This is a genomic window from Fibrobacter sp. UWR2 (genome assembly GCF_002210285.1).
GTDB lineage: Bacteria > Fibrobacterota > Fibrobacteria > Fibrobacterales > Fibrobacteraceae > Fibrobacter.
Window position 1 is genome coordinate 151,800 of record NZ_MWQE01000004.1, and the last position, 19,510, is coordinate 171,309.

Below are 19,510 nucleotides of genomic sequence, written 5' to 3' on the forward strand. Positions count from 1 at the left end.
AGGCAGGCAGAAAATGATCTGTTTCAGTAAGAAGGTTTTCGCGTGTGTAACCCTTATGGGTGTCGCCGCCTTTGCAGTCCCGCCCAAGACATGGGATGCAATCTATAAGGCAGAAGGTGAAGGCGATTACACGTCGGTGAAGGTTTCGGGCAACATCCGCATGGGCAAGTACACCAACTACAAGGAAGTACAGCCGGTTTCGTTCAAGGTGGACGATGGCCTGTTCTCCTTCTCGGCATCTGGGAACATGACCGTCCCCGCCGACAAGATTGAGAAGGGCAATTTCTACGGTCTGTGCAATTCCACAAAGGAAGCTTGGGTATCGTACTTCAACAAGCCCATGACGTTTGGCAAGGAAGAGAAAATCGTGAACATTGCGGGCGTCGACTTGGCCTGTGGTGACGATGTGTATGCGCTTTCTGACTTGAAAATCAAGTTTGCGAATCCGAAGGCCCAGGAATACTGGGTGGCGAATCTCGAAGGCCGCGAAAAGTACTTGCGCAAGCAGGTTGCCGAGTTGCGTACGGCCGAACAGCAGCACCATGCCGATATCCGCAGCATGTCGAGCTCGTTTACTGACCCGCGCGATGGCCAGGTTTACCGCACCATCAAGGTGGAAGGCCGCGAATGGTTCGCCCAGAACGTGAACTACGAAGTGCCGGGCCATTCCTGGTGCTACGAGGACAAGGAAAACTACTGCACTCGCAGCGGAAAGCTGTATGATTTGGAAGGTGCCCGTCAGGCCTGCCCTGCAGGCTGGCACTTGCCGCGCGACCGCGAATGGATGGACATGCTCGTCGGGCTTACCAAGTGCTACGAGGGCGTGGACAAGTGTGGTAAGTTTGCCGAGAAGATGAAGGCGACTACCGGCTGGCACGGCGGTGGTGGTACGGATGAATATGGATTCTCCGTTTATTCTTCGGGTTACCGCAAGGTGATTGGCAAGTCTACTGTTCGCTATGAGGAAATGGGTGAGTATGCTGGATTCTGGAGTGCACAGAACGGCCGTAACGAGACTATCTGGCTTTGGTCTATGGGCCGCATGAGCGACCAGATGGTTCGCCAGCTTGTGCCGAATAATGCGAAGAATAACGCATACTCTGTTCGCTGTATTAACGGAAACTAGGTGGTGGCAATGCTGAATCGTCCGCGTCGCTTGCGCCAGAACGAGGCTATCCGCAATATGGTGGCCGAGACCGCCGTGAACCCTGATGCACTTGTCTACCCGATGTTCGTGGTGGAAGGTTCGGGTATCAGGGAAGAGATTCCTTCGATGCCGGGCCAGTTCCGCTTCAGCATCGACGAGATTATCAAGGAAGTGGGGACATTCGAGGCGATTGGCCTCAAGAGCGTACTCCTGTTCGGGATTCCCGACTCGAAGGACGAGATGGCGACTTCTGCATACGATGACGACGGAATCGTGCAACGCGCCGTCCGTGCCATCAAGGCGAAGGCTCCTAGTTTGTATGTAGTTACGGATGTTTGCCTGTGTGAATACATGAGTCACGGGCATTGCGGGATCATCAAGAACGGTGACGTGGATAATGACTCTACGTTGGAACTCCTCGCGAAAACGGCGGTGTCGCATGCTCGCGCCGGTGCCGACATGGTGGCCCCCTCCGACATGATGGACGGGCGCGTGGCGGCTATCCGCAAGGCTCTTGACGAGAACGGGTTCCAGAACACTCCGATTATGGCCTACAGCGCGAAGTTTGCGAGTGCCTACTATGGCCCGTTCCGCGATGCGGCAGATTCTGCCCCGCACTTTGGCAACCGCAAGACATACCAGATGGACGTGCGCAATGCCCGCGAGGCACAGCACGAAGTGGACCTCGACATCGAAGAGGGCGCCGACATCGTGATGGTGAAACCGGGCCTTGCCTTCCTCGACATTTTGCGCCAGACGGCGGAAACGAGCCCCGTTCCCGTGGCCGTCTATAACGTGAGCGGTGAGTATTCCATGGTGAAGGCCGCTGCAAAGATGGGCTGGATTGACGAGGATGCCATCATTCGCGAAAACTTGCTCGCTTTCAGGCGTGCAGGTGCCGACATCATTATTACCTACCATGCCAAGGAAGCGCTGGAAAAGCATCTCTTTTAATAGAAAGCGGCGCTTAGGCTAGAAAAATGAAACACTCCCTTAGTGAAAAGCTTTTTGCCGAAGCCAAGAACCTGATGCCGGGCGGCGTGAATAGCCCTGTCCGCGCATATGGTAATGTCGGCACGACTCCTCCGTTTATCGCCCGCGCGAAGGGTAGTCACATCTATGATGTGGACGGTAACGACTATATCGACTACGTTGGCAGTTGGGGCCCGATGCTCCTGGGCCATGCGCACGATGCCGTTATCAATGCCGTTGCAGAAACGGCGAAGAATGGTTTAAGTTTTGGCGCTCCCTGCGGGCTCGAATCCGAACTTGCGAAACTCGTGATGGGCCTTGTGCCGAGTGTGGAGATGATCCGCATGGTGAACAGCGGGACCGAGGCGACGATGAGTGCCATCCGCGCGGCCCGCGGCTTTACCGGACGCGACAAGATTGTGAAGTTTGAAGGCTGCTATCATGGCCATAGCGATAGCCTGCTCATCAAAGCGGGTTCGGGCATGCTCACTACGGGCAAGCCGAGCAGCAAGGGAGTGCCCGCCGACCTCGCGAAGTATACGCTCACGCTCCAGTACAACGACGTGACGGGCGTTAAGGAGCTCTTCGACAAGATTGGCGACGAGATTGCGGGTGTCATCGTGGAACCGGTGGCCGGCAACATGGGCGTTGTACCTGCGAAACCTGAATTCTTGCAGACGCTTTCCGCGGAAACCACGAAGCATGGCGCGCTCCTGATTGTGGACGAGGTCATGACCGGTTTTCGCGTGGGTATCCACTGCGCGCAGGGGCTTTACGGCATCAAGCCCGACCTTACGACCTTCGGGAAGATTATCGGCGGCGGCATGCCCGTCGGTGCGTACGGCGGGCGTCTCGATGTTATGCAGCAGATTGCACCGCTCGGTGGTATTTACCAGGCGGGGACACTTTCCGGTAACCCGGTCGCGATGGCGGCGGGGTTAACGACGATGCGTGAACTTAATGCGCATCCCGAATACTACGTGCATGCGGAAGCGATGACCAAGCGTTTGCTTGAGGGCCTCAAGGATGCGGCCGCCTCTGCGGGCGTCGCCATTTCTGCGAACCAGGTGGGCTCCATGGGTTGCATCTTCTTTACCGAAGGCCCCGTGGAAAGCTTTGCCGACGTGCAGAAGTCCGACCTGGAACTGTTCCGTAAGTACTTCCTCGGGATGCTCGACGAAGGCATCTACCTGGCGCCGAGCCAGTTCGAGGCCATCTTCGTGAGCGCCGCGCATACAGAAAGCGACATCGACCGTACCGTCGATGCCGCCAGGAAAGTCTTCAAGACACTTTAACGACTTATCCTTCCTGCTCTGAATTGGTTTCAGGGCTGGTTGTTGCTTCGGCGCTTTCTGCGTTTTCCGCGTTCTGCGCTTCGGCGTCCTTGTCACGGATGGTGGCGCGGCGAATCTTTCCGCTGATGGTTTTCGGCAGTTCCGTCACGAAGTCGATGATGCGCGGGCTCTTGTAAGAGGCCGCGACCTTCTTGGTGAACAACTGGATTTCCTTCGCGAGGTCCTTCGACGCCTCGTAGCCCTTCTGGAGCACGATGGTCGCCTTCACGGCCTGGCCGCGGTCCTTGTCCTCCACGCCCGTTACCGCCACTTCGAGGACGGCGGGGTGCTTGTGGATGACTTCTTCCACTTCGAAGGGGCTGATGCGGTAGCCCGAACTCTTGATGAGGTCGTCGTTACGGCCCACGAACCAGTAATAACCGTCCTTGTCGCGGGTAGCGGTGTCGCCCGTGTGGTACACTCCGCCCTCGAACACGCGTTCGGTGCGTTCCTGGTCGCGGTAGTAGCCGCCGAACATGCCGAAGGGCTTGCCCTGGTCAATCTTGATGATGAGCTCGCCGACTTCGTCGTCGGCGCAGGGGTTGCCTTCGGCGTTCACGATTTCCATGCGGTATCCCGGGGAGGGCTTGCCCATGGAGCCCGGGCGCGGTTCGCTGAAACCGAAGTTGCCCGTGGTGAGTGTAAGTTCCGTCTGGCCGTAGCCTTCCTGCATGCGGATGCCCGTCTGTTCGTAGAACCTGTTGTAGATGTCGAGGTTCAGGGCTTCGCCTGCGGTAGTGCAGTACTTTAGGCTCGAAAGGTCGTACCTGCCGATGCCGTGCTGCAAAATGTAGCGGTAGACTGTCGGCGGGGCGCAGAATGTGGTCACCTTGTATTCGGACATCTTCTCGAGCAGCTTGCCCGGGATGAACACCTTCATGTCGTAGGTAAATACGGCGGAACCGGCAATCCACTGCCCGTAAATCTTGCCCCAGAGCGCCTTGGCCCAACCGGTCTCGGCGACGGTCAGGTGGCGGCCTCCGTCAACAACGTGCTGCCAATACTTGGCGGTCACGATGTGCCCCAGCGGGTAGGTGAAGGTATGTGCCACCATCTTCGGGTTTGAACTCGTACCGCTCGTGAAGTACACGATCATGATGTCGTCGTTGTGCGTGGCGGCATCGCCTTCGGGGCGCGGGAACTTGGCCGGGTAGATTTCGTAGTCGTCGTAGAAGCTCACCCAGTTCTGGCGGGCGGTCTGGCCTACGGTCACGAGTTTTTCTACGGAAGCGCACTTGGATTTCGCCTTGTCGACTTCTTTTTGCAGTGCGGGTTCGTCGTAGGTCACGACCATCTTCACGTCGGCGGCCTTGAATCGGTATTCCAGGTCTTCAGCGGCGAGCATGTTGGTCGCCGGGATGGCAATGGCGCCAATGCGGTGGAGCGCCAGCAAGAAGAACCAGAATTCGTAGCGGCGGCGGAGGATGAGCATCACGCGGTCGCCCTTCTGGATACCCTGTTCTACGAGGAAGTTTGCCGTACGCTGGGAGGCAAGCGAAAGGTCCTTGAATGTGAAAATATGGCTTTCGTCATCGTCGTCACACCACACGAGGGCTTCGCGCTTGGGTTCTGTTTTTGCGTATTCGTCAACGACGTCGTAGGCAAAGTTGAAGTTATCCGGGATGGTTATCTTGAAGTTCTTGTAGAGGTCTTCGTAAGATTCGTAATCCGTGCGGGATAGAAACTTGTTTAGCAACATGTGTCGATACCGTGGTTTCGGGTCTTAAAGATCCCGGTACATGATTTTCTCGCGCATTGTCGAGGTGTAACGAACCATATTTAGAATGCGTTTTTCACCGATGGTCCTGAAGTCCTTGTCATGGAACACCAGGCGGTGGACTCCTCCCGGCAGGAGCATCTTGAGGCAGGCGTATGTCTGCGTAAGCCCGAGGAGCGGGGTAGGGATGATGGAAAAACTGAGCGTGCCGGAACGGGTCTTCTTGATTTTCCCGTCTACCATCTGGTAAATGCCGTGGAAGTCTTCGTAGTAATCGAAGATATCGAGCGCGAGTTTCTTCAGGTATTTGTTCCCGAACCAAATGGGAGGGATGAATCCGGAGGCTTCGCCTGTCCCGTGCGCCTTCCAGAGGGCGAGGCTCCTCTTGAGGAGCGCCTGCGTGAAGCGTTCGTCGATGCCGGCGAATTCGGCCTCGTTGTTTGATATCCAGAGGGCGATTTTACCGGAAATACTGCGTTTGAGGGAAAGGTCTGCGCGGTGACGGGCTCCGTGCAGCATGATTTCGTAGCCCTCGTCCACGAACTTTTCGATTTCTTCGCGGAATTCTTCTGCTTCGGATTCGGGGGCCGCGCCGAAGGAGGGAATCACGGCGATGCTGATGGGCGAGCCTGCCGCATCGGCAATCTTGCGTATCTGTACGCTGGCCCTCTTGTAGTTCAGCACGCTAAAGCTGTGGTAGCACAGAATGAACTTCTTCTTTTTCTGCGAAGTGGCCTCGGCAGCCTGGATATCGGCGATGTCCTTGTTATGTTCCATAATGGCCTACCTGCGGATGTCGCGGTTAGAGGTGTAGTACTCTTCCTCGAGTTTCTGGGAGATGAAAAGATGGTAAAAGAAGAACAGGATTGCCGTGATTACGGAAACCTTGACCCACGATTTGAACAGCCAATCAGACATACGGAACTCCTTGGTTCGCTGCGGTACAACGCCCGCGCTCTACTCGAAAAATACAATAATTGCCCCAAAAAGGGCAAAGAATTTCGGTTAATCCTTGTATTTCTTAATGACAACCACGCCGTTGTGGCCGCCAAAACCTAGGGAGGCCGATACTGCCACGTCGATGTTGCCCTCGACGCCCTTGTGAGGTACGTAGTCGAGGTCACATTCCTCGTCTGGGTTGTCGAGGTTGATGGTGGCGGGGTAGAACGAGTCCTTGACGGCGAGCGTAGAGATAATGGCCTCGATGACGCCCGCGGCGCCGACGCAGTGGCCGGTCATGCTCTTGGTGCTCGATACCTTGATCTTGTAGGCGTGTTCACCGAGCGCGATCTTGAGCATCTGGGTCTCGGTGAGGTCGTTCAGATGGGTGGAAGTGCCGTGCGCATTGTAGTAGTTTACGTCGGTGGGGGCGATTTCGGCGTCCTTCATGGCGCGGACCATGGCCTTGGCGCAGGTTTCACCACCCGGGCGCGGGCTCGTGATGTGGTAGGCGTCGGCGGACGCGCCGTAACCGGCCAGTTCCGCATATATCTTGGCGCCGCGGGCCTTCGCGTGCTCGAGTTCCTCGAGAACCATCACCGCACCGCCTTCGCCCATGACAAAGCCGCTACGGTCTTTGTCGAACGGGCGCGACGCCTTCTCGGGGGCGTCGTTGAACTTGTCGGTGAGGGCGTGCATGCCTGCAAAGCTCTTGATGGAGTATTCGGTAATCCCGCTTTCGGAACCGCCGGCAAGGCACACGTCGAGCCTGCCCGAGCGGATTGAATCCAGGGCGACCCCGATGGCGTCGGTGCCGGAGGCACAGGCGGTGCAGACCGTGTGGGCGAGTCCCGTAATCCCGAGAGCGATGGAGACGTTTGCGCACGCCTCGTTCGGGATGAGTTCCGGCATCGCAAGTGGCGAAACCCTGCGCTTGCCGCCTTCGATATACTTGTTGTAGGTCTCGTCGAGTACGTCCATGCCCGAAAGGCCGTTGCCGGCCACGATGCCGGTTGTGTCTTCGGCGAGCTGTTCGCGGGTGAGACCCGCATCCTTGACGGCTTCGTTGGCAGCGGCAACCAGGAACTGCGTGAAGCGTGCCATGCGGCGTGCTTCCTTCGGGTCAATCCCGTGTTCCTCGGGCTTAAAGTCCTTGATTTCGGCGGCAATCTTCACCGGGCAGTTGCTGGCATCGAACTGCGTGATGGGCCCGATTCCGCATTTTCCGTCGCGGATGGAATTCCACATTTCGGGGATAGATTTCCCTACGGGGGTCACTGCACCCATGCCGGTGATAACAATTCTTCTTTTGGTCATTCTGGCCTCATTGTTTTTTGGCGCTAAAGATAGTTTTTTTGCCTGTTTTCTTCTGCAGATTTCTATCTTGTAGGGCGTTCTGAACGAGGTTTGTAATGATTGTATCTTGGATGACCACCAACAAGTGTAACCTGACCTGCAAGCACTGCTACCAGGACGCGGGCGAGAACAAGGCTGCCGAACTCACGACGCCGGAGTCCCTCAAGCTGATTGACGAAATCGCGAAGGCGGGGTTCAAGATCATGATTTTCAGTGGTGGCGAGCCGATGACCCGCCCGGACATCGTGGAACTGGTGGCACACGCCTCGAGCAAGGGACTCCGCCCGGTGTTCGGCACCAACGGCACGCTCATTACGCACGACTTGGCCTTTGAACTCAAGAAGGCGGGCGCCATGGCGATGGGCATCAGCATCGACAGCATCGATCCCAAGCGCCACAACGATTTCCGCGGGCTCCCGAACGCCTTCGAACTCACGATGATGGGCATCGAGAATTGCAAGGCGGCGGGCCTCCCGTTCCAGATCCACACGACCATCATGGACTGGAACCAGAACGAAATTTTAGATATCATGGACTGGGTCAAGGAAATCGGTGCGGTGAACCACCAGATTTTCTTCCTCATCCCTGTGGGTCGCGGAAAAGAAATTGAAGGTCACGCCCTGCGCGTCGCTGAATACGAGGGCCTGCTCCGCAAGATTATGGAAAAGAGCCGCACGCTCGGCATCCCCGTCAAGCCCACCTGCGCCCCGCAGTTCCTGCGCATCGCAGACCAATTGGATATCAAGACGCGCTACAGCCGCGGCTGCCTTGCGGGCATTGACTACTGCATCGTAAGTCCCATTGGCAAGGTGCGCCCCTGCGCCTACATGATGGAAGAGGCGGGCGACGTGCACGATACCCCGTTCGACGAAATCTGGGCCAATGCCGAAGTGTTCAAAAAACTCCGCACCAAGGCATACTCCGGTGCCTGCGGCAAGTGCAAGTTCAACGACCGCTGCGGCGGTTGCCGTGCCCGCGCCGCCTACTACCACGACGGCGACTACATGCAGGAAGATAGCTACTGCGCCTATGGGAGAGGAATTAAGTAGTGGCTCATTGGCCGGTAATCCTGATAATATTGATTTTCGTCGCTATACCTTCTTTGCTTAAGTCAAAGGAGTATATCGAAAGAGAAAATCTTAAATGGAAAGTTTGGCTAATTTCATTACCGGCATTCTGTGCTTTGTGGTTTATTGAATTTTTTTGTGGAGACGATTTTAGCAATTTTGATTTGAGTAGTATATCAGCGTGGCTAGGTTTAACTTTGGGAGTTTGGCTTTTGATGCTTCCAATTGTTTTTCTAGGAAGGTCTTTTGGAAAACATGTTCTGCCTTGGGAAAAATCCCCTGATGAAGTTGAAGATGATCTGAGTAACCTTTTTAATTCGGCTATGAATATCTGTAAAGAAAAACGTGAAGGGAAGAACACTTCAACAAAGGAAGCTGAATATAAAAGGCAAATGAAAGATTTTGAAGAGAATGGTTGATGATGGATAACACGAACGACGACGAAAAATACATGCGCATGGCGCTTCGCGAGGCGCAAAAGGCCTTCGAGGAGAAGGAAATCCCCATCGGCTGCGTTATCGTGAAGGATGGCGTAGTCATCGGTCGCGGCCACAACCAGATTGAAATGCTCAAGGACGCCACCGCCCATGCCGAAATCCTTTCTATCGGCACGGCTTCCGGCAAGCTCGAAAACTGGCGCCTGGAAGGTGTTACTTTATATGTAACACTTGAGCCGTGCCCGATGTGCGCTGGCGCCATCCTCAACAGTCGCATCTCGCGCGTGGTCTACGGTTCCCCGGACACCCGTTTTGGCGGTTGCGGGACGACCATCGATGTCATTTCGAACAACGCACTCAAGCGCGAGGTCGAGGTGGTGGGCGGAGTGCTCGCCGACGAGTGCCTTGGGCTCCTAAAGGCGTTCTTCCAGCGGATGCGTCTTGAAAAGGGCGACTCTGGGGCGAAATCCTAGTTTTTTGCCTTAAAAAGCCGTTTTTTCCTGCGCTTTTCCTTTCTTTTTACTTAAATTTCAAGTATGAGTTTTATCAAGTTTTGCGCAGCATCGGCTACGCTGATTTTCCTGTGTTCTTGCGATGGCAATGACGTTTCCCTGGCATTCAACACCCAGAGTGCCCCCGTTCAAAAGTATTTCCTGGAATCATCCATCGATGCCATGCTCCCGAGCGATTCCGGAGTCACCGTCCCCGAGGCGATGGAGACCCACCTCAAGGTGCAGGCGACACTTTCCGAACTGGTGGCCTACGACAATGGCTCCGGCCGTTTCGAGATGAAGATTGATTCGGTCGACTACAAGAGCGATAAACGCACGGTCGAGGATTACCTCTATATCGAGAAGTATCTCCTGACGCAGCACTTCCAGTACAAGATGGCTCCTGACGGCTCCGTGAGCGAACCTGCTGTGGAAGATGTCGCCCTGCAGCCGGGCTCCGAGGAACTCAACCTGCTCAAGTTGTTCATGAAGGTGCAACCGATTCTTCCGGGCAACCCGGTGAAGGTGGGCGAGACCTGGGAACGGTCGGTCGAGATTCCCGAGAGCAACAAGACGACTACGGTCTACAAGTCCTTCACCCTCGAGGAGGTCTACCTGCACGATGGTGTCCAGATGGCGAAAATCGGGATGAACGTCAAGTATCGCGAGGTGGCGGACACTACCGTGAACGTGCAGATGGAAAGCAAGGGCTTTGTTGTCGGTACGGGTTCTATCCTGTTCGATATGACACATGGCGTTATCTCGTCGGTGTCGCTTGACCTTTCGGGCCATGTCGACGTGAATGACCTTGTTGCGGGGGCCGTGATACCCGATATGCACGTGCTCCAGAAAATCAAGCTTCGGAGTGAGTTCTGATGTTCCCGCGCGGTTCTAGACAAGTATTCTGCTCGGCGCTGCTGCTTGCGGTTGTCTCCCTTGCGAGTGAGATGCCGTTCCCTCATCCTGAGAACGGAAACATCCGCCTTACGGAGAAGGATAGCCCCTACATCCTTGAACAGGGGGTCGTGGTTACCTCTACCGATACGCTTTATGTTGAACCGGGCGTTGTCGTGCACATGGGTGAATATGCGAAACTAACCCTCCGCGGGTCGGTCCATATCCTGGGTACGGAAGCCAAGCCTGTCGTGTTCCGCAGCGTCGATTCCAGCGGAAGCTGGAACGGAATTCATTTCGTGTCTACGAACCGTCCCTTCGAGGTAAAGAACTTTGTCGTCCAGAATGCGTTTCGCAATACGGTGTTCCGGTCCCGCGGAATTTTCGAGAATGTGAAGTTCGTGAACAACTACTACGGCCTCTGGGTCGACGATGTCCCCGAGGTATTCCTTGCACGCTGTGATTTCGTACGTAACCGCTTTGCGCTTTCCGTACGTGCGGGCAAGGTCATTTCTGCCGATTCCAAGATTACCGAGAATGTCTACGGGCTGTATCTTGAAGCGGGCGGCAACTATAATGGCGATCTCTCTGCCATCAAGGGAAACCTGGAGTCGGATGTCCGCAAGGAATCCGACGAACTGGCGGGTGCAGGCAAGCGCGTGAGCCGGAGTGTCTGGCAGCGCATAGAGACTGGATTCTAAGAGGTTCATGTGGAAGAAGCTTTCCGTCGGTCCATAAGAAAGATGACTGGTGCGAGCATTCGCCTGAATGCCTGCCCGAACAGGTCGTCCATGGTGGCGGATTTATCCCAATCCATGATGGTCACCTGGTCCATTGCTCTTTTTGAACATCTCGACGCATTGCTCAACAACCTCGATCCTTCAGTCGGAAATTCCGAACAGATTTCTTACAGCGAGACGGCATGGAAACTTGCCGACGCAAGTTTCCCGCAGATTATTGCCGATGCGAACAAGCTTTACGACGAGTTTCGCGCCAAGTGGATGCAGCGCTTTTCGACCGACGAGGTCTTGCGCCTGCTGCTTGAAGGCGGTGACTTTATCCATCACGATGAGGAGAAGGGCTGGGCCCTTACGGTCAAGAACAACAAGCAGGATATAAGCGCGTTCTATTCGGCGACAATCCATTTGCTGGTAAGCGATGCTGAACCGCTGTTTGTGCGCATGCATGGCCGCGTAATGCAGTTGCAAGAAAAACTCTGCAAGTACTGGCATGGCGAAAGTGCCGTCGATGCGGTCTCTAAACTTTTGCCCTGCCTGGAATCGTCGTTGCGTGAAAAGGAAAACGCAATGGTGGTTTCCTTGCGCAGTTCGTTGAATTCCCTTGCCAAGAAGCGCTTTGCCGCAGCGTTCAATACAAAGGCTCCGGCCCGCTATTACCGCACGGCGGCTTCGTGCGCCAGGAATGTTGGCCGTTTTTGGAACCCGCATTACGCCTATGAAAACGGATTCCTCGCTTTTACGGATGACTTCTGTGATTACGCTCGTGAATTGACGCTCCATGTGATTGAATGGTATCACAGTAAGTGGTCTGTTTTCCTCCGCGGGTTTTCCCGTGGACAGTTGAACTTGTTTGAAACAACGGCCTCTGCCGAGGCCTAACATTAAGGAAGAAAATGAAGAACGCATACAACCTGATTCTCGTTCTCTCTGTCGTCGGTCTTGCCGTGTTGGTGGCTGGCGCCTCCTACTTCGGTGCACCGCTTTTTGGCTGGGTCATCATGGTGGCGATTTTCGCTGTCTTCATTGTTGACCAGTTCAAGCTTCTTGCAAGCCTCAAGCGCATCGGCGAAGAAGAAAGCCTTATTGAATCGTGCGAGAGCCGCCACACGTTCTCGGTCTCAGGTGACGGAATTGTGGCGAAGCGCTTGAATCAGGCGCGCGAGATGCTTTCGCAGGGACTCAGGCTCGATTCCCCGATTGCATTTGAGGTCCTTTCGAACGGTTCTACTGTGGCTGTCCCCCGCAGTTCCGGCGGCACGGTGATCCTCCTTGGCCTTATGGGTACGTTCTTCGGTCTTATGTATTCCGTCGCCACGGCCGGTGTGGCTATCGACAATTCCTCGACGCAGGGTACGCTCGATACTATCCAGGTGCTGTTCGGCAACATGAAGGGTATTTTCGGTACGAGCCTTTGCGGCCTGTTCGCAGCCCTCGTGCTCAATGCTTCCCGTGGGATCTTCCTTGCACGCCGTGACGCCTTTATCGTGCGTCTCGATGCGCTTACCCTGAGCATGCAGGGCGAATCTGCTGGCGAGAACGAGAAGAGCAGGGACGATCTTGCTCGCCTGTTCGATTCCGTCGAGGAAAATCTCCGCAAGGTTACCGGTTCCGTGCAGGAATCGCTCAATGCGGTTGTCTCTGAACTTAATGCAAAACTTTTGAGCACTCTCGACAACATGAACGGTTCCCTCGGTAAACTTGGCGATAGTATCGGCGGTGGCATTTCGGATGCCTTCAACCCGGTGCGAAAGGAAATTACCTCGTTGGCCGATTCCGTGAGCGCAATTCCTGGCAAGCTTGATGAAAAACTGAACGGTATTTCTTCTACGTTGAAGGAAGGCCTTTCGGGTGTCGCCGCTGCGACAGAAAAGTCCATGGAGGGTGCGTCGAAGGATGTCGCCGTTGCCGTTTCCGAACAGGTGAAACAGTCCGGCGAACAGTGGAAGGCTTTCATGGACCGCCTGTCTGCCGAAACGAGCGCAAACGTGGAATCCCAGAAAGAGGGCCTCGAGACCCTCAAGACGGTGGCGCTCCAGGTGGCGGAGAAGGCTCAGGCGGGTTCTGCGGAACTTTCGCAGTCCGTTGCCGAAAAGCTCTCTACACTTTCTTCCGATATCCTCTCTGCATTCCAGAAACTTTCCGATACGTCTGCCGTGCTGCTCGAGGCCCAGAAGGCGCTTACCGAAAGCATCGACAACCGTGTCGTGAAGGAGAAGGAAGCGACGGACGCTCTCGGTGGCAACATCGTGCAGACCGCAGAACTCATGCGCGTGAACCAGAGCGAACTCAGCGCGAACCTCGAAATGCTCCGCAGCGCTCTCGAGACCATTCTCGAAAAACTCAGTGGCGATACTTCCGAGCACGAAGACGAAGAGAATTTTGTCGAACGCCTCAACCAGTCTCTCGAAGCGTTCCACGAACGCGCAAGCGAAGTGCTTATGGAAAATGCGGTCAAGACGCAGGAAATCCTTTTGGAAGTTCTCGAACAGACACAGCGTGCCGCGGCACAGCAGTCGTCTCCGAAGGCAGAGGGCTAGCCTATGCGTTTGCGTCGCGAAGAAGGCAGCAATCCCTGGATGGCGTATACCGACCTTGGCATAGCCCTGGTATCGCTGTTCATATTGGCGTTTGTCGCCATGGCAACACTTAAGGAGCAGAAGGCCGAAGACCTTACGCGTACCGAAGAAGAAGTGCTCAGCTGCCAGGAAGAAATGCGCAAGATTGCCGCCGAGCGCAATGCGCTTTTGGCGAAGAGCCTGCAGACTTCTATCGAGGCGGGCCTTATCGCGCTTGAAGACGGGAAAATTCAGATTCAGGCTTCGTTCCTGTTCCCGACCAATGGCGCGAATCTCACACAGGAAGGTATCGGCGTCATCAAGGGTATCAGCAAGGGCCTGCTCGATGCGCTCGATACTGGCGATGTAATTATGGTGAGCGGCTTTACCGACGACATCCCGTTCAGCGGCTCTACCACCTACACGAACTGGAACCTTTCTACCGAACGCGCCGTGAACGTGGTGAAGACGCTTATTAAGGAAGGGTTCCCTTCTGACCGCCTGTTTGCTGCGGGCTTCGGCGAATTCCAGCCCAAGTACCCCAACGACACCGAGGAACACCGCCGCCTCAATCGTCGCGTGGAAATCGGTGTGACACCGTTACGCCTGGGGAGTACCCGCTAATGCAGGAACGCATAGAATCCGTACGCCGCACGATAGATTCCATACGCAAGTCTGGAAGTCTTCCGCATTGGCGCATGGTCTATGCCGATATGCTTCTGGAACGAGCCGAAGACTATATCGCGATTGACAGGATTCCCGAAGCGGGAATGGTACTGGATAAGTTGACCCGGTGGACGGAAACCCACATGCCTCCCGCAGCCGCAGATACGGCAAGCGAGGCTGCCCCCATCGTGTTCTGGAATGCAGACCTGCTGAAAGGCATTGTCGAACAGGTCCGCAGCACGCTAGCCAGGAAGAAGATGCTTGTGCCTGCTACGGAACGGGATGCCATTTTGCGCCGTCTGGACTTGGTCGAAAAGTGGATCGAGGAATCGAATATCCTCGAGGCGCACCAGGAACTGCTTGCGCTTCGCAGTGCCCTCATTGCCCGCCTACGCCGCTCGTACAGGGCTCGTCTGGCTTCTAGCGACTACCGTTCGGGGACATTCGTACAGCCCGCGGGTACGCTTGTGGGCCCGTACAATGCCCGCCATACGCTCGAGGAAACTTTTCAGGTGGTGGGCGAACGAGACCCGATTTGGGTCGAAGATTTTCTTGATATCTATAACGATTTGTTCCGCATCGTCGAAAGACTTGCTCCACAAGAGAAAAAATAGTTGTATATTCATTAGGGAAAGGGGTACTTATGAAAAAAATTATGTTTTTCTATGTGTTGGCCGCACTCGCCTTGTCTCTTGTGGGCTGTGGTGATTCCGGTTTTGACACGGGCAAAGATTCTTCGTTGATAGTCCACATAGAGGACGGAGTATTCGTCGACCAGCGTGATGGCGAAAGGTATCGCGTAATCAAGGTCGGCAGTGATGTTTGGCTGGCCGAGAACTTGCGCTATAAGGATAGCACGGAATCGCCGAATCTGGAGGGCAATATGTGGTGCCCTGACGATGACCCCGCGAAATGCGCCAAGTTTGGCCCGCTCTATTCCTGGACTGCGGCAAGGAATGTTTCTTCGGACTATTCGCAAAGGACCTTGGGGCGTAACATATCCCAGTTGCGCGGAATCTGCCCGGAAGGATTTCGCCTGCCGACGAATAGCGATTGGGTGTATTTGGCGATGGTTGCGGATAAGTTCTCCGGGGAGTGGGCTGTTGCCGAAATCCTTAAGGCGCCGGAAGGCTGGGAAAGCTGGAGTTCTGACATCCTTATCTATGATTCCACCTGGTACAGTTTCGATGCGCTTCCTGCCGGAAGGCGTAACATGGAAGGCGGCTTCCTGGAAAGCGGGCTGTTCGCGTTCTTCTGGACTGCCGACGAGATAGACAACGCAACGGCTTCGGGCTGGACTCTCCGCGATGATAATGACTTGTTGGATTCGGGAAGGTATTACAAGGAACACGGAATGTCGATTCGCTGCCTCGTCGAAGATCCGGAATCGGTCGAATGGAAGGGTGAAACGAACAGAGGGGGATTCCAGTTCCATTATTCGACATTGGAATACGAAGGCCAGGAATACAAGGTTCTGGATTTCGGTGGCGTGACCTGGATGGCCGAAAACCTGAATGTTGAATCGGAAAATAGCCGCTGCTATGCAGATAAGGAAGAAAACTGCGAGAAGTACGGACGTCTCTATTCTAGGGAAGATGCCTCGAAGGTTTGCCCGGAAGGCTGGAGATTGCCTACTAATGCCGAATGGAACAATCTGTTCTATGCTGCCGGCTTGAGTGCGACAAGATTGATGTCCACGGAAGACTGGCACGGAGGAAACGGAACGGATGATATTGGCTTTACGGCTCTCCCGGCAGGCATATATGATAATGGCTCGTTCTCTGATTTGACAATCTCTACCTATTTCTGGGAAGCGGACAAGGGGAATGTTTGCTCGGCGGCACAAACCGGAGTGAGCATGAATTACTACAGTACGGGTCTTACATCAAATACGTTCTCTTCCAACACCTACGTATCTGTGCGTTGTGTCAAGTTGGGGTCGTGCAATGGACTATAGGATTCTGCTGCGCTTTGTCGGGAACAGTGCCGATCTAGATGCAATCTGGAACGAACTGATGGAACGCTTCCCGGAGGCCGACTTGCCGGGAGTGGATTCTGGTGACTGGTACGGTGTTGACGACGTGATGACCGACGAGTACGAGTGCCGTTTCGAGGAATTGCCCGAAGAAGAACTGATGGCCATGGATGGCTCGCTGCTTGTCGACGACGAGTTTCCTGAAGACTTTTTCGATGAACTGATGGAACGATTTGAACGTGTCTATGGCGTTTTCAAGTGGTCGTCGATGGAGGTTGGGATTGGTTGCGGCACGAGTGAGGGGTGGGGCGAGTTTATTGCGGACTATGCCGACGATTCCTCCGACGAGGCCTACGAAATATCCGAGGCCGTCCTTGGATTCTAGGAGATATTACCTCGAGCGAAAAGTCTCGAGGTAAATTTTTTTTATGCATGCCCTTAAAAAGGTGTATTGCATAAACGAGACAAATAATGTCATCCTTATGTGTGCCGGTGTTGAAGGATAGGCTTATGTATGGCAATGTGCTGAAGGCTTCGTACAAGGCCTCTAGAAAGGGGATAGTATAAATAACGTTTTTATGTAAGTTGTGCTAGTTTGTTCGGAATCTACATTTTGAGGACAATATTTTGTTCATAAAATAGGAGTAGATGATGAATAAAAAATTAGCCTTGTGTGTGGCGATGGGGTGTACAGCAGCCTTTGCCGCGACAAACTATGACCTTCTTGGCCGTAACGGGAGCAAGAAGAATTCCCCGATGGTCTACAGGAATGTGGACTATGGTGCAATGAAAAAGGATCGCCAGCACGATGCCGCCTCGTTGCGGGGTGACAGGTCCTTGAAGAAACTTTCGTCCGGCCTGAATGGCCTCGTTGCCCTAGAGGGTGCGTTTAGCACTAGGGGACTCGCATTTAGTAAGAACGGGAATCCTTATTCATTCTATTTGAAACGGTATTATCAAAACGGGTACGAAGGGTATGGCTATTACGAGTTGCTTAATGGTTCCAGCAATACGTATTTGAACGAATTGAATAACGTCTTTAAACCCGTTAACATTGTACAGAACTATACGCCTAATGGCCTGATTGTTAATAACAGTTCGCCCAATAATGGTCCCGCATCCAATGTGTATGGTTTTGATTTTACGGAACAGTACTATTATAACTTCAACAATTCCACTCCTTTCTCAGCCTTGGAATATAATGTTGCCAAAAAGGGGGATGTTGAATGGTGGCTGTATAACTCTGGCTATAGCCAGTGTCAGGAATGTGGAGATGTCGGCCTCTATATGGATGCGGATGCGTTCCCTGTAAGATTGAATCCATCAAAGGTCGTAAAGTATCTCGTTTACGATGAAAACGACCACATTTTCCCGAGTAAGGCAACCGAAATGCTTTCGGCCAGGACGTACAGCATACTTCAGGCTTCGACTACCGAAAATACCAGGGTCTTTGTCACTAATGCCTTGCCTCAAAATCCGGGCTCCAAGACTCCGCAGGTGTATATGGGCGTCCATAATCGCGCGAATAGCCCCGAGGTGCTCCAGGAGGATGCTGTGTACTATGGTCCCGAGGCCAGGGACCTGGATAACTATATCTACAACAATCGTACTGTAGAAGTTGTGGCTGCAGGTAATTACTGGATTCGAAACAACGATGCCCAGCTTAATGCTCAGGCGCATGCGGCCAACGCCATTACGGTTGGCGCCGTCAATGCCGGTGACCAGAAAATTGCGGACTATACGTCGAACAATTCCAAGTACTGTACTAGAGGCATTGGAAATTGCCCGAATGGCTACTATACCAATAATGGTTCTAGCAAGCCTGAAATCTACGGTTACACCAATTTCTATATGGATAACGACAGGAAGAGGACGTATACCAACTGGTTTACGCAAGAGGCTTTCGTCTATGATCCTTACTATAGTGGAACCGAATCTGCTGCATCGTATACGGCAGGTATGGTTGCTGGGCTCCTGAGGGCCAACCCCTTCTACCGTTGGCATCCTGAAGTGGTCAAGGCGGTACTTTTGGCTTCTGGTGATAACAACATCAATACGCCGTATCCGCATGGGCAAACCCCGGCGACGACAAAGGTGCCGACTTACAGGAGTACGGTCTTTAATCGTTTCCACAATGACTACTTCCATGAATCGCGTTATTGGATTGGCGACTGGGATAATCTTTATACGCATTCCGAAGGCAACTCGACTGAAATCCGCTTTAGCGTTAAGCGCCCGGACAACAAGTACAATTTCTCTGCGGCCATTGCCTGGTTGACGAGTGGTAACGATATTGCCAATTATGGCAAGATCCCGCAGGACTTTGATCTGTATGTGTACGAGAGTAATTCTTCGAATGTCGATAACATAGATGTCTATAATTACAAGACGTCATCTCGCAGTGGCGGTAATGCGTTCGAGAAGGTTTCGTTTACCTCGAGTGCGCAGTATCTGACGTTCCGCATACTACTCTATACGGAAGATTCACGCTCCGAAAACTATAGGCAGGCCGTTATAGGCTTTGACGTCGCCTCGGCAAACTGATTTCCTTGACCACCGGATAAATAAATCCCCGAAAGCCAGAAGGTTTTCGGGGATTTGATTTTTAAAGGTGCTGGCGGTCGTCCGTGAGCAACAAAGCCCCTGGTATTAACCAGGGGCGGTTGCGAGAGTGAGCGCTGACCGGAGAAGTAGTCCCCGAGTTTGGCGCGAACGGTCGCTTAAGTCTTGTCTTCGCCGCGGAGCATGATGACCTTGCCCGTGCGGATGTATTCGACGATTTCGAACTTCTGCAACAGGCTCTTGAGCGTGTCGACCTTCGTGCTGTTTCCGGTAATCTGGATGATCATCGAAGTGGCGGTCATGTCGACGGTGTTCGCCTTGAAGTGGTCGCACAGCTGCAGAATTTCGGTACGCTGGTCTGGAGTGCAACGCACCTTGATGAGTGCGAGTTCCTTCTCGACGGCGTCCGTGCCGGTGTGGTCCTTCGCTTGCACCACGTCGACGAGCTTCTCGAGCTGCTTGATGATCTGCATCAGGATTTCGGGATTGCCGTGGGCGATGATGTTCATGCGGCTGAAGTTCGGGTCGAGCGTGGGGGAGACAACGAGGGAATCGATGTTGTAGCCACGGCGGGAGAACACGAGGGCGATACGCACGAGCACGCCCGGGCGGTTCGCCACCAACAAACTAATGGAATGTCCTTTATCTATCATGGTAA

The 19,510-nt window shown here is 54.1% G+C and carries 20 protein-coding genes; 15 read left to right on the forward strand and 5 right to left on the reverse strand.

Annotated features, from left to right (window positions below; genetic code table 11):
- The first annotated feature begins 13 nt into the window (after positions 1-13).
- Genes B7994_RS08040 through hemL form a run of 3 tightly spaced genes read left to right on the forward strand, consistent with a single transcriptional unit; the run spans position 14 to position 3,414 of the window.
- Positions 14-1,126: a fibrobacter succinogenes major paralogous domain-containing protein gene (locus B7994_RS08040; RefSeq protein ID WP_088637957.1), complete on the forward strand. Its 1,113-nt coding sequence runs from the start codon at positions 14-16 to the stop codon at positions 1,124-1,126.
- Between the two features lie 9 nt (positions 1,127-1,135).
- Positions 1,136-2,101: a porphobilinogen synthase gene (gene hemB / locus B7994_RS08045; RefSeq protein WP_088637999.1), complete on the forward strand. Its 966-nt coding sequence runs from the start codon at positions 1,136-1,138 to the stop codon at positions 2,099-2,101.
- 26 nt (positions 2,102-2,127) lie between these two features.
- A complete protein-coding gene (hemL, locus tag B7994_RS08050) occupies positions 2,128-3,414 on the forward strand; it encodes a glutamate-1-semialdehyde 2,1-aminomutase (RefSeq protein ID WP_088637958.1) in 1,287 nt (428 codons plus the stop codon).
- Positions 3,415-3,418: 4 nt separating this feature from the next.
- Here the strand turns inward: hemL and B7994_RS08055 are convergent, their stop codons facing one another.
- The 4 genes from B7994_RS08055 to fabF form a co-directional block, all read right to left on the reverse strand.
- The gene (locus B7994_RS08055) at positions 3,419-5,152 is read right to left on the reverse strand and encodes an AMP-binding protein (protein WP_088637959.1); all 1,734 of its coding nucleotides are present in this window, start codon (positions 5,150-5,152) and stop codon (positions 3,419-3,421) included.
- Between the two features lie 24 nt (positions 5,153-5,176).
- Positions 5,177-5,947, reverse strand: a complete 771-nt coding sequence (locus B7994_RS08060; RefSeq protein WP_088637960.1) for a polysaccharide deacetylase family protein — start codon at positions 5,945-5,947, stop codon at positions 5,177-5,179.
- Positions 5,948-5,953: 6 nt separating this feature from the next.
- Positions 5,954-6,088, reverse strand: coding sequence for a hypothetical protein (locus B7994_RS14350; RefSeq protein ID WP_255396908.1), 135 nt, complete (start codon positions 6,086-6,088; stop codon positions 5,954-5,956).
- Between the two features lie 87 nt (positions 6,089-6,175).
- Positions 6,176-7,426, reverse strand: coding sequence for a beta-ketoacyl-ACP synthase II (fabF, locus tag B7994_RS08065; RefSeq protein WP_088637961.1), 1,251 nt, complete (start codon positions 7,424-7,426; stop codon positions 6,176-6,178).
- Positions 7,427-7,521: 95 nt separating this feature from the next.
- Between fabF and nirJ2 the strand changes: the two genes are divergently transcribed.
- The 12 genes from nirJ2 to B7994_RS08125 all read left to right on the forward strand — a co-directional run bounded on the left by nirJ2 (position 7,522) and on the right by B7994_RS08125 (position 18,834).
- A complete protein-coding gene (gene nirJ2 / locus B7994_RS08070; RefSeq protein WP_088637962.1) occupies positions 7,522-8,514 on the forward strand; it encodes a putative heme d1 biosynthesis radical SAM protein NirJ2 in 993 nt (330 codons plus the stop codon).
- Positions 8,514-8,951, forward strand: a complete 438-nt coding sequence (locus B7994_RS08075; protein WP_088637963.1) for a hypothetical protein — start codon at positions 8,514-8,516, stop codon at positions 8,949-8,951. The genes nirJ2 and B7994_RS08075 overlap by 1 nt, the downstream gene beginning before the upstream one ends.
- Positions 8,951-9,442 (forward strand): tRNA adenosine(34) deaminase TadA, encoded by a 492-nt coding sequence (gene tadA / locus B7994_RS08080; RefSeq protein ID WP_088637964.1) that lies wholly within the window; start codon positions 8,951-8,953, stop codon positions 9,440-9,442. The genes B7994_RS08075 and tadA overlap by 1 nt, the downstream gene beginning before the upstream one ends.
- A gap of 63 nt (positions 9,443-9,505) precedes the next feature.
- Positions 9,506-10,336 (forward strand): hypothetical protein, encoded by an 831-nt coding sequence (locus tag B7994_RS08085; protein ID WP_088637965.1) that lies wholly within the window; start codon positions 9,506-9,508, stop codon positions 10,334-10,336.
- On the forward strand, positions 10,336-11,055 hold the full coding sequence (locus B7994_RS08090; protein ID WP_088637966.1) for a hypothetical protein: 720 nt from the start codon (positions 10,336-10,338) through the stop codon (positions 11,053-11,055). Before B7994_RS08085 ends, B7994_RS08090 begins: the two co-directional genes overlap by 1 nt.
- A 9-nt stretch (positions 11,056-11,064) precedes the next feature.
- Positions 11,065-11,973, forward strand: coding sequence for a hypothetical protein (locus B7994_RS08095; protein WP_088637967.1), 909 nt, complete (start codon positions 11,065-11,067; stop codon positions 11,971-11,973).
- 14 nt (positions 11,974-11,987) lie between these two features.
- Entirely contained in the window at positions 11,988-13,631 is a 1,644-nt protein-coding gene (locus tag B7994_RS08100; RefSeq protein WP_088637968.1) for a fimbrial protein, read from the forward strand.
- A 3-nt stretch (positions 13,632-13,634) separates the two neighbouring features.
- A complete protein-coding gene (locus B7994_RS08105) occupies positions 13,635-14,273 on the forward strand; it encodes an OmpA family protein (protein WP_088637969.1) in 639 nt (212 codons plus the stop codon).
- Positions 14,273-14,929 (forward strand): hypothetical protein, encoded by a 657-nt coding sequence (locus tag B7994_RS08110; RefSeq protein ID WP_088637970.1) that lies wholly within the window; start codon positions 14,273-14,275, stop codon positions 14,927-14,929. The genes B7994_RS08105 and B7994_RS08110 overlap by 1 nt, the downstream gene beginning before the upstream one ends.
- Before the next feature lie 29 nt (positions 14,930-14,958).
- Positions 14,959-16,272: an FISUMP domain-containing protein gene (locus tag B7994_RS08115; protein WP_088637971.1), complete on the forward strand. Its 1,314-nt coding sequence runs from the start codon at positions 14,959-14,961 to the stop codon at positions 16,270-16,272.
- Positions 16,262-16,675, forward strand: a complete 414-nt coding sequence (locus B7994_RS08120) for a hypothetical protein (RefSeq protein ID WP_088637972.1) — start codon at positions 16,262-16,264, stop codon at positions 16,673-16,675. Before B7994_RS08115 ends, B7994_RS08120 begins: the two co-directional genes overlap by 11 nt.
- A gap of 266 nt (positions 16,676-16,941) precedes the next feature.
- Positions 16,942-18,834 (forward strand): S8 family serine peptidase, encoded by a 1,893-nt coding sequence (locus tag B7994_RS08125; protein WP_144063805.1) that lies wholly within the window; start codon positions 16,942-16,944, stop codon positions 18,832-18,834.
- 176 nt (positions 18,835-19,010) lie between these two features.
- Here the strand turns inward: B7994_RS08125 and ilvN are convergent, their stop codons facing one another.
- Entirely contained in the window at positions 19,011-19,505 is a 495-nt protein-coding gene (gene ilvN, locus B7994_RS08130) for an acetolactate synthase small subunit (protein ID WP_088637974.1), read from the reverse strand.
- Positions 19,506-19,510: the final 5 nt, after the last annotated feature.

Bases quoted from the DNA above. Each gene is read 5' to 3' on its own strand.
- B7994_RS08040 (WP_088637957.1), top strand. From the start codon at position 14: ATGATCTGTTTCAGTAAGAAGGTTTTCGCGTGTGTAACCCTTATGGGT.
- hemB (WP_088637999.1), top strand. From the start codon at position 1,136: ATGCTGAATCGTCCGCGTCGCTTGCGCCAGAACGAGGCTATCCGCAAT.
- hemL (WP_088637958.1), top strand. From the start codon at position 2,128: ATGAAACACTCCCTTAGTGAAAAGCTTTTTGCCGAAGCCAAGAACCTG.
- B7994_RS08055 (WP_088637959.1), bottom strand. From the start codon at position 5,152: ATGTTGCTAAACAAGTTTCTATCCCGCACGGATTACGAATCTTACGAA.
- B7994_RS08060 (WP_088637960.1), bottom strand. From the start codon at position 5,947: ATGGAACATAACAAGGACATCGCCGATATCCAGGCTGCCGAGGCCACT.
- B7994_RS14350 (WP_255396908.1), bottom strand. From the start codon at position 6,088: ATGTCTGATTGGCTGTTCAAATCGTGGGTCAAGGTTTCCGTAATCACG.
- fabF (WP_088637961.1), bottom strand. From the start codon at position 7,426: ATGACCAAAAGAAGAATTGTTATCACCGGCATGGGTGCAGTGACCCCC.
- nirJ2 (WP_088637962.1), top strand. From the start codon at position 7,522: ATGATTGTATCTTGGATGACCACCAACAAGTGTAACCTGACCTGCAAG.
- tadA (WP_088637964.1), top strand. From the start codon at position 8,951: ATGATGGATAACACGAACGACGACGAAAAATACATGCGCATGGCGCTT.
- B7994_RS08085 (WP_088637965.1), top strand. From the start codon at position 9,506: ATGAGTTTTATCAAGTTTTGCGCAGCATCGGCTACGCTGATTTTCCTG.
- B7994_RS08090 (WP_088637966.1), top strand. From the start codon at position 10,336: ATGTTCCCGCGCGGTTCTAGACAAGTATTCTGCTCGGCGCTGCTGCTT.
- B7994_RS08100 (WP_088637968.1), top strand. From the start codon at position 11,988: ATGAAGAACGCATACAACCTGATTCTCGTTCTCTCTGTCGTCGGTCTT.
- B7994_RS08105 (WP_088637969.1), top strand. From the start codon at position 13,635: ATGCGTTTGCGTCGCGAAGAAGGCAGCAATCCCTGGATGGCGTATACC.
- B7994_RS08110 (WP_088637970.1), top strand. From the start codon at position 14,273: ATGCAGGAACGCATAGAATCCGTACGCCGCACGATAGATTCCATACGC.
- B7994_RS08115 (WP_088637971.1), top strand. From the start codon at position 14,959: ATGAAAAAAATTATGTTTTTCTATGTGTTGGCCGCACTCGCCTTGTCT.
- B7994_RS08120 (WP_088637972.1), top strand. From the start codon at position 16,262: ATGGACTATAGGATTCTGCTGCGCTTTGTCGGGAACAGTGCCGATCTA.
- B7994_RS08125 (WP_144063805.1), top strand. From the start codon at position 16,942: ATGAATAAAAAATTAGCCTTGTGTGTGGCGATGGGGTGTACAGCAGCC.
- ilvN (WP_088637974.1), bottom strand. From the start codon at position 19,505: ATGATAGATAAAGGACATTCCATTAGTTTGTTGGTGGCGAACCGCCCG.